The sequence below is a fragment of the Tardiphaga sp. genome (assembly GCF_028290785.1).
In the GTDB taxonomy this organism is placed as follows: domain Bacteria; phylum Pseudomonadota; class Alphaproteobacteria; order Rhizobiales; family Xanthobacteraceae; genus Tardiphaga.
In genome coordinates this window covers 1-5,328 of the sequence record NZ_JAQGJD010000299.1, presented here as the reverse complement: position 1 = coordinate 5,328, position 5,328 = coordinate 1, and the positions used below count along the sequence as shown (strand labels likewise).

The 5,328-nt window shown below is 63.0% G+C and carries 5 protein-coding genes; 4 read left to right on the top strand and 1 reads right to left on the bottom strand.

Annotated features, from left to right (window positions below):
- The coding region (gene glmU / locus JWR89_RS18200) for a bifunctional UDP-N-acetylglucosamine diphosphorylase/glucosamine-1-phosphate N-acetyltransferase GlmU (protein ID WP_299718653.1) at positions 1–1,228 on the top strand (1,228 nt) is incomplete at its 5' end.
- A gap of 6 nt (positions 1,229–1,234) precedes the next feature.
- Here glmU and JWR89_RS18195 read toward each other — a convergent pair.
- Positions 1,235–1,474 carry a hypothetical protein gene (locus JWR89_RS18195; protein ID WP_299718651.1) on the bottom strand — a complete coding sequence of 80 codons (240 nt, stop codon included), beginning with the start codon at positions 1,472–1,474 and terminating at the stop codon, positions 1,235–1,237.
- Between the two features lie 197 nt (positions 1,475–1,671).
- Here JWR89_RS18195 and glmS point away from each other — a divergent pair, with 197 nt between their 5' ends.
- The 3 genes from glmS to JWR89_RS18180 all read left to right on the top strand — a co-directional run bounded on the left by glmS (position 1,672) and on the right by JWR89_RS18180 (position 4,998).
- The gene (gene glmS / locus JWR89_RS18190; RefSeq protein ID WP_299718656.1) at positions 1,672–3,498 is read left to right on the top strand and encodes a glutamine--fructose-6-phosphate transaminase (isomerizing); all 1,827 of its coding nucleotides are present in this window, start codon (positions 1,672–1,674) and stop codon (positions 3,496–3,498) included.
- A 77-nt stretch (positions 3,499–3,575) separates the two neighbouring features.
- Positions 3,576–4,046 carry a RidA family protein gene (locus JWR89_RS18185; RefSeq protein WP_299718649.1) on the top strand — a complete coding sequence of 157 codons (471 nt, stop codon included), beginning with the start codon at positions 3,576–3,578 and terminating at the stop codon, positions 4,044–4,046.
- Between the two features lie 178 nt (positions 4,047–4,224).
- Positions 4,225–4,998 carry a DUF502 domain-containing protein gene (locus tag JWR89_RS18180; RefSeq protein ID WP_299718647.1) on the top strand — a complete coding sequence of 258 codons (774 nt, stop codon included), beginning with the start codon at positions 4,225–4,227 and terminating at the stop codon, positions 4,996–4,998.
- Positions 4,999–5,328 lie beyond the last annotated feature (330 nt).

Sequence of the window (5,328 nt, the reverse complement as noted above, 5' to 3'; positions counted from 1 at the left end):
GGCGCCGCATGGCCCCGGCTCAGCGCTGGCCGTCGTGGTGGGGCCCGACCACCAGCCGGTGGCGGACGAAGCGAAGCGGGCGCGGCCGGATGCCGCAACCTTCATCCAGCGTGAGCGGCTCGGTACCGCGCATGCCGTACTCGCCGCGAAGGCGGCCATCGCTCAGGGCGCCGACGATATTCTAATTGCGTTCGGCGATACGCCGCTGATCTCGGCCGACACCTTCGAACGTCTGCGCGCGCCGCTGCAGGCCGGCGCCGCGCTGACGGTGCTGGGATTTCGCGCCGCCGACCCGACCGGCTATGGCCGGCTGCTGGTCGAGGGCGACCAGTTGGTGGCGATCCGCGAACATGCCGACGCCACGCCGACCGAGCGCAAGGTCGATCTCTGCAACGCCGGCGTGATGGCGTTCGACGGCAAGACCGCGCTGAAGGTGATCGAAAGCATCGGCAAGGCCAACAGCAAGGGCGAATACTACCTGACCGATGCGGTCGAGGTGGTCCGCGCCATGGGCCTGCAGGCGACCGTGATCGAAACAGGCGAGGACGAAGTGCGCGGCATCAACACCAAAACGCAGCTCGCGGAGGCCGAGCAGATCATGCAGGCGCGGCTACGCAAGGCGGCGCTCGACGCCGGCGTCACCATCGTCGCTCCCGAGACGGTCTTCCTCTCTGCCGACACCACGTTTGGCAATGACGTCACAATCGAGCATTACGTGGTGATCGGGCCGGGCGTCAGCATTGTGGACGGCGCGGTGATCCACGCGTTCTCGCATATCGTGCAGGCTTCGATCGGTAAGAACGCCTCGATCGGCCCCTATGCGCGGCTGCGGCCGGGCACGCAGGTAGGCGAGGGCGCGCGGATCGGCAATTTCGTGGAGACCAAGGCCGCGATCCTCGAGGCCGGGGTCAAGGTCAATCATCTCACCTATATCGGCGACACCCATATCGGCGCGGGCGCCAATATCGGCGCCGGCACCATCACCTGCAATTACGACGGCTTCAACAAGCACAAGACCACGATCGGTGCCGGGGCCTTCGTCGGCTCCAACTCGTCGCTGGTCGCGCCGGTGAAGATCGGCGCGGGGGCCTATATCGGTTCTGGCTCGGTGATCACCCGCGACGTACCCGATGACGCGCTGGCTGTGGAACGCAGCCAGCAGATCGCCAAGGAGGGCTGGGCGAAACGGTTTCGCGACATGAAAGCGGGCGACAAGCAGCCGAAGTGAGCTGCCCTAGGATTCCTCGTCGGAAAACAACTCGCGCTTCAGCCGCCAGCCGCGGCGCACGGCGCGGTTCGGGGGCTCTTCCGGCTTATGCGGTTGCTTGATGACCTTCCGGATGATCTCGGCGCTGCGCATCGGTGGCGGCCAGTGAGCCAGCCGACTGCCCTGGCTTCGCGCCTCGACCGGCCTGGGCCGCGCCGAGGCAAAGTAGCTTTGGACAGTGTCGGGCGGCTTGCGCGTGTCGGCCATGAACATCGCCTCCGTAAAGATGGAGGCTTCCGCAAAGAAGTTGACGATTTGTTAAATTAGTCACTCAAAATCGCCGCGCGAACGCCTAAAGCTGTCTCAATCGGCAATAATTATTGAGTACCTAAGTCTCTGCGTTTCTAGCTAAGAGAAGCCGTTATGTTATGGCATTTTCATACCACCTGGAGATATTGACCCGCATGTGCGGCATTGTCGGAATTTTGGGACGCGGTCCGGTGGCGGACCAGATCGTGGATTCGCTGAAGCGCCTCGAATATCGAGGCTACGATTCGGCTGGCGTGGCGACCCTGGAAGGCGACCATCTGGAGCGCCGCCGCGCGGAAGGCAAGCTGAAGAACCTGGAGGCCAGACTGGGCAAGTCGCCGCTGTCAGGCCATATCGGCATCGGGCATACCCGTTGGGCCACCCACGGCAAGCCGACCGAGACCAATGCGCATCCGCATGCCGCCGACGGCGTCGCCGTCGTCCATAACGGCATCATCGAGAATTTTCGCGAGTTGCGGCTGATGTTGGAACAGCAGGGCGCGGTGTTCGTCAGCGAGACCGATACAGAAGTCGTCGCCCATCTGGTCAATTCCTACATCAAGAAGGGCATGTCGCCGCCCGACGCGGTGAAACAGGCGCTACCGCATCTGCGCGGTGCCTTTGCGCTGGCGTTCATCTTCAAGGATCACCAGAACCTGATGATCGGCGCCCGCAAGGGTTCGCCGCTCGCGGTCGGTTATGGCGACGGCGAGATGTATCTCGGCTCCGACGCCATTGCGCTGGCGCCGTTTACCGACGACATCAGCTATCTCGAGGATGGCGACTGGGTGGTGCTGAACCGCAAGGGCGCGGTGGTGCACAACGAGCAGGGCACGATCGTCAAGCGCGACGTGATGAAGTCGGGCGCGTCGTCCTTCATGGTCGACAAGGCGAACTACCGCCACTTCATGGCCAAGGAAATCCACGAGCAGCCGGAGGTCGTCGGCCACACGCTTGCGCGTTATGTCGATATGGCCAGCGAGCGCGTCTCGCTGCCGACCAAGCTGCCGTTCGATTTTCGCGATATCCAGCGCATCTCGATCACCGCCTGCGGCACTGCCAGCTACGCCGGCTACGTCGCCAAGTACTGGTTTGAGCGGCTCGGCCGGGTACCGGTCGAACTCGATGTGGCCTCTGAATTCCGTTACCGCGAAGCGCCGGTGCGCAAGGGGGATCTCGCGATCTTCATCTCGCAGTCCGGCGAGACTGCCGACACCCTGGCGGCGCTGCGCTATGCCAAGGAGCAGGGCATGCACACGCTGTCGGTGGTCAACGTAGCGACCTCGACCATCGCGCGCGAGAGCGAGACCGTGATGCCGACGCTGGCCGGCCCGGAAATCGGCGTCGCCTCGACCAAGGCTTTCACCTGCCAGTTGATGGTGCTGGCGGCGCTGGCCGTGGCCGCCGGCAAGGCGCGCGGCGAATTGTCGGACGAAGACGAAGCCAGGCTGGTGCATGGCCTGGTGGAAATCCCGCGCCTGATGGCGGCGGCATTGGCCACCGAGCCGCAGATCGAGAAGCTCGCGCGCGACATCGCCAAGTGCCAGGACGTGCTCTACCTCGGCCGCGGCACCAGCTATCCGCTGGCGCTGGAAGGCGCGCTGAAGCTGAAGGAGATTTCCTACATCCACGCTGAAGGCTACGCCGCCGGCGAACTCAAGCACGGCCCGATCGCGCTGATCGACGAGAATATGCCGGTGGTGGTGATCGCGCCGTTCGACCGGGTGTTCGAGAAGACGGTGTCCAACATGCAGGAGGTGGCGGCCCGCGGTGGCAAGATCATCCTGATGACGGATGCCAAGGGCGCCGAGGAAGCCACCGTTGACTCGCTGGTGACCATCATCATGCCGGACATGGCGGCGACCTTCAGCCCGATGGTTTATGCCATTCCGGTGCAACTGCTGGCCTACCACACCGCCGTGATCATGGGCACCGACGTCGATCAGCCGCGCAATCTGGCGAAATCGGTCACGGTGGAGTAGGTCGCCCTCAATCGATCAATGATGGTCGGCCGGGTGAAGGCTGATGCAGCCCAAAGTTGCCGATGGAATGACGTAAAATGAGCAGAGAAGCGCGTTTTCGGCAGATAGCTGTTGAACTCGGTTACGATTTTGACGGCGAAATCAAAGTGGGCGGCAATTACGCGCCGTTGGTTGTGCACGATGATCTGATTTATATCAGCGGACAGATTCCGCGCGTCGGCGATACCGTCGTGATCCAGGGCGCTGTCGGCAAGGACGTCTCCTTGATGCAAGGACAGCTGGCGGCAAAAGTCTGCATCATGAGGGCTGTGGCTCTTCTGCTTCGACAATTTGAAACTCTGGATAGAGTGAGGAAGATTCTTTCCATCAATGTTTATGTGCAGTCGGCCGATGGGTTTACCCAGCAAAGCGAGGTCTCCGACGGAGCATCTGAAGTTCTCTATTCGATCTTCGGAGAAGCTGGCGTTCACGCGAGAACCTCAGTTGGCGTATTCCAGTTGCCAAAAAACGCTCCCGTGGAAATCAGCCTCGTTGTAGCGACTGCCTGATTTTTTGGGCGGCGCGAGAGCAGGTTTGCGGGCGATTCGATTTTGTGTGCCGGTCCTGGGCCATCATGCTACGTCACGGCCTGGATATTTGGTTCTACCGCGGTAGCAAAATCTGCTAGGCTGGCGGTCAGATTGTCACGGCGCGCGGCAAAAGCCGCGCGGATTTGCAGGAACGTTCATGGACCGCACCGACCTGCCGCCGACCCCGCCCGCCGGCGACCTTCCGCCGGAGACGCCGCGGGGCTTCATGGCCCGAATTCGCAATTACTTCCTGACCGGCCTGATCGTCGCCGGCCCGATCGCCATCACCTTCTATCTGACCTGGTGGTTCGTGACCTGGGTCGATGCGATCGTACGGCCGCTGGTGCCCGAGGCCTATCGTCCGGAGCAGTATCTGCCCTACGGCATCCCCGGCTCCGGCCTGATCGTCGCCTTCGTGGCACTGACGTTGCTCGGCTTCCTCACCGCGAACCTGATCGGCCGTTCGCTGGTCGACCTCGGCGAGAACCTGCTCGGGCGGATGCCCGTGGTGCGGGCGATCTATCGCGGCTTGAAGCAGGTGTTCGAGACGCTGTTTTCGGGCAACGGCTCGAGCTTTCGCCGCGTCGGGCTGGTCGAGTTCCCGTCGCCGGGGATGTGGTCGATTGTGCTGATCTCGCAGCCGCCGAGCGTCGAGATCAGCAACAGTTTGCCAGGGCAGGAGGAGCACATCTCGGTGTTCCTGCCGTGCGCACCGAATCCGACCACCGGCTTTTTCTTCTACGTCCCGAAGAGCAAGATCATCGACATCGACATGTCGGCCGAGGACGCCGCGACGCTGATCATGTCGGCCGGCGTGGTGCAGCCCGGCTCCGATTCGCAGAAGAAGATCGCCGCTTTGGCCGAGATGGCGAATGCGGCGCGGGCGGCCAATACGGTCGTGCCGAAGCAGGTGCCGGCGAAGGTGGATTAGCCGCTTCTCACTGTCGTTCCGGGGCGCGAGCGCAGCAGCGCGAGCGAACCTCAGCCACTCCAATTGGAGTGGCGGGGAACCTCGGCATGGAACGATGAACACTCCGGGATTCCGGGTTCGCGTTCGGCTTTCGCCGCTCGCGCCCCGGAATGACACATTGGGATTATCCCGCCCCGATCAGCGGCAACGCCTCGTCGCGTTCATACAGATACAGCAGGCACCGCAGCGCTTCGCCGCGGTCGCCTTCCAGCTTGGGATTGTCCTGCAAAATCCGCATCGCTTCGTCGCGGGCCTGCGTGATGAGCTGGGCGTGCACCTCGGGACGGGCGA